The sequence below is a fragment of the Archangium sp. genome (genome assembly GCF_036389735.1).
GTDB lineage: Bacteria > Myxococcota > Myxococcia > Myxococcales > Myxococcaceae > Archangium.
On record NZ_DASVWK010001085.1, the window covers coordinates 1 to 2,683 of the forward strand.

The following is a 2,683-nucleotide window of genomic DNA, read 5'->3' on the forward strand; positions in this document are numbered from 1 at the left end:
TGAGCGGGAGCGTGTCCAGCACCACGAAGGCCGAGGGCACCATGTACTCGGGCACCCGCTGGCGCAGGAACTCGCGCACGTGGGCCACCATCGCCTGCCGCACCTCGGGGGAGGAGGGGCCCACACCCAGGTACGCCACCAGCCGCGTGGGCTCCTGTCCTTTCGTGCGCGCCACCACGGCGGCCTCGCGGACGGCCGGGTCCTCGCGCAGCACCGCCTCGAGCTCGCCCAGCTCGATGCGGTAGCCCCGGATCTTCACCTGATGATCCAGGCGGCCGAGGAACTCGATCGTCCCGTCCGGCAGATAGCGGCACAGGTCTCCGGTGCGGTACAGCCGCCCGCCCGGCGTGGTGCCGAACGGATCCGGGACGAAGCGCTCGGCGGTGAGCTCCGGCCGCCGCAGGTAGCCGCGCGACACGCCGGCGCCGCCGATGAGCAGCTCGCCGGGGACTCCCGGAGGCACGGGCACGCCGTGCCTGTCGACGATGTACACCGCCGTGTTGCCCACGGGCCGGCCGATGGGAATGGAGGCGCCCACCGCGTCGACGCCGTGGGTCGTGGACCAGATGGTCGTCTCGGTGGGGCCGTAGATGTTGAGGAGCTGTCCGGCGAGGAACCCCCGCAGCTCGGTGGCCAGGGCCGGGGTGAGGGCCTCGCCGCCGAGCACCAGCGTGCGCAGCCGTCCCAGGGCCCGAGCCGCGCCCGGCTGTTGGAGCAGGAGCGTGGCGCGCGAGGGCGTGCATTGCAGGTGGGTGATGCCGTGGCGCTCGATCTGCTCGGGGACCGTGTGGGGCGCGTGCCGGTCCTCCGGGTGGATGACGACGTGGAAGCCGCGCGTGAGCGTCCACACCAGCTCCACCCCCGAGATGTCGAAGGTGTAGGGCGTGACGGCCAGCCAGGTGCCGGGCGACTCCGCGCCCACGCGGGCATCGAGCGTGACGAAGTGGTTGACCAGGTTGCCGTGGTCCACCATCACGCCCTTGGGCCGCCCCGTGGAACCCGAGGTGTACAGGACGCACGCGAGGTTGCGCGCGGACACCCGGGGCTCGGCGAGCGGCGGCGTGTGCTCCGGGGCCTCGTCCACGAGGAGGAGGGGCAGGGCGCCCGCCGGCACGGAGGCCGCGAGGGAGGAGTGCGTCACCAGCGCGGCGGGACGGGCCTCCTGGAGGACGGCTTCCAGGCGCGCGAGCGGGTGTGCCGGGTCCAGCGGCATGTAGGCGCCTCCGGCCTTCAGCACGCCGAGCATCGCCACCACCATCTCCACCGAGCGCTCCAGGGACACCGCCACCCGGTCATCCGGGCCCACGCCCAGCGCCCTCAGTCGTGCCGCGAGCCGGGTGGCCCGTGCGTCCAGCTCCCGGTAGGAGAGCGTCTGCTCGGAGAAGGTGAGCGCGGGCGCCTCCGGGGTGCGTGCCGCCTGGGCCTCGAAGAGGTGGTGCACGCACGCGTGGGCGGGCACCTCGGCGTGGGTGGCGTTCCACTCCACCAGCACGCGCTCCCGCTCGGCGGGGGACAGCAGGGAGAGGTGCTCGTGGCGCTCCTCCGGCGCGGTGGCCATGGCCTCCAGGACGCGGGCGTAGTGCCCGGCCAGCTCGCGCACCCGCTCCTCGTCCAGCCGCGCGGTGTCGTGGTGCAGCGCGAGCTGGAGCTCGGACGTCACCGGATCCACGTTGAACATCGCCGCCAGCGGCAGGTCCAGGCGCTCGATGGAGCGCACCGGGCTCACCAGCCGCACGCCCTCCACGTCCATCAACCCCTGGTACACGTGGAAGTGCACGAAGTTGAAGAGGGCCTCGAACAGCGGCTGACCGCCATGGCGCTGCTGCAACCGACTCATGGGGGCGCGCCGGTGGGGCAACACCTCCCGCTCGGTGGCGAAGGTGCGGCGCACCAGCTCCACCCAGGTGCCCTCGTTCAGCCGCTGCCGCAGCGGGAGGCTGTTGAGGAAGAGGCCCAGCGTCTTCTCGCCATCCCGCACCTCGGGACGGCCGTTGGACACGAGGCCCGTCACCACGTCGTTCGTCCCGCACACCGCGCCGAGCACCCGCAGGTGCGCCGCCAGCAGCACGCTCTTGAGTGGCACCGAGGCCAGGCGTGAGAGCCGCTGGAGTCCGGACGACACCTCGGGCGAGAGGGACACCGGCTGCACGGCGATGCCTCGCGCGGGCACCTCCGGCCGGCGGGGCATGACGCGGGTGAGCGACGTCACCTCGAGCCCGTCCAGCCGCTCCGCCCAGAAGCGGCGGGTGGTCTCGTCCTGGAGCGCACGTCGCTCCAGGGCGATGAACTCGCGGAAGGGCAGCGCGGGTGCGGCCTGCGTGGGCGCCTCGTCCCGGAGGGCCGCCACGTAGTCGCCGAGCAGCTCGGTGAACAGCGAGGCCACGCTCCAGCCATCGAGGATGGCGTGGTGGAAGGTGGCGCTGAGCTGCACGGTGGTGTCGGTGCGTCGGTGCAGCGTCACCCGCATCAGGGGCGCGTGGCTCCAGTCGAAGGGCTGGATCCGGTCCTCCTCCAGCCAACGCTCCAGGTGCGCTTCCTGCTCGGTCGCGGACAGGTGCCGCAGGTCATGCACCGTCAGGGGCAGCGCCACCGCCTGGTGGACGAGCTGGAGCGGCTCGCTGTAGCGCGTCAGGTCGAACGACGTCCTCAGCACCGGGTGCGTGGCCAGCAACCGGCGCAGGAC

General features: G+C 72.9%; 1 protein-coding gene. It reads right to left on the reverse strand.

Annotation, left to right across the window (positions count from 1 at the left end):
• Window positions 1-2,683 (reverse strand): amino acid adenylation domain-containing protein (locus VF794_RS39035; protein WP_331118676.1); only part of this gene is annotated, 2,683 nt, incomplete at both ends.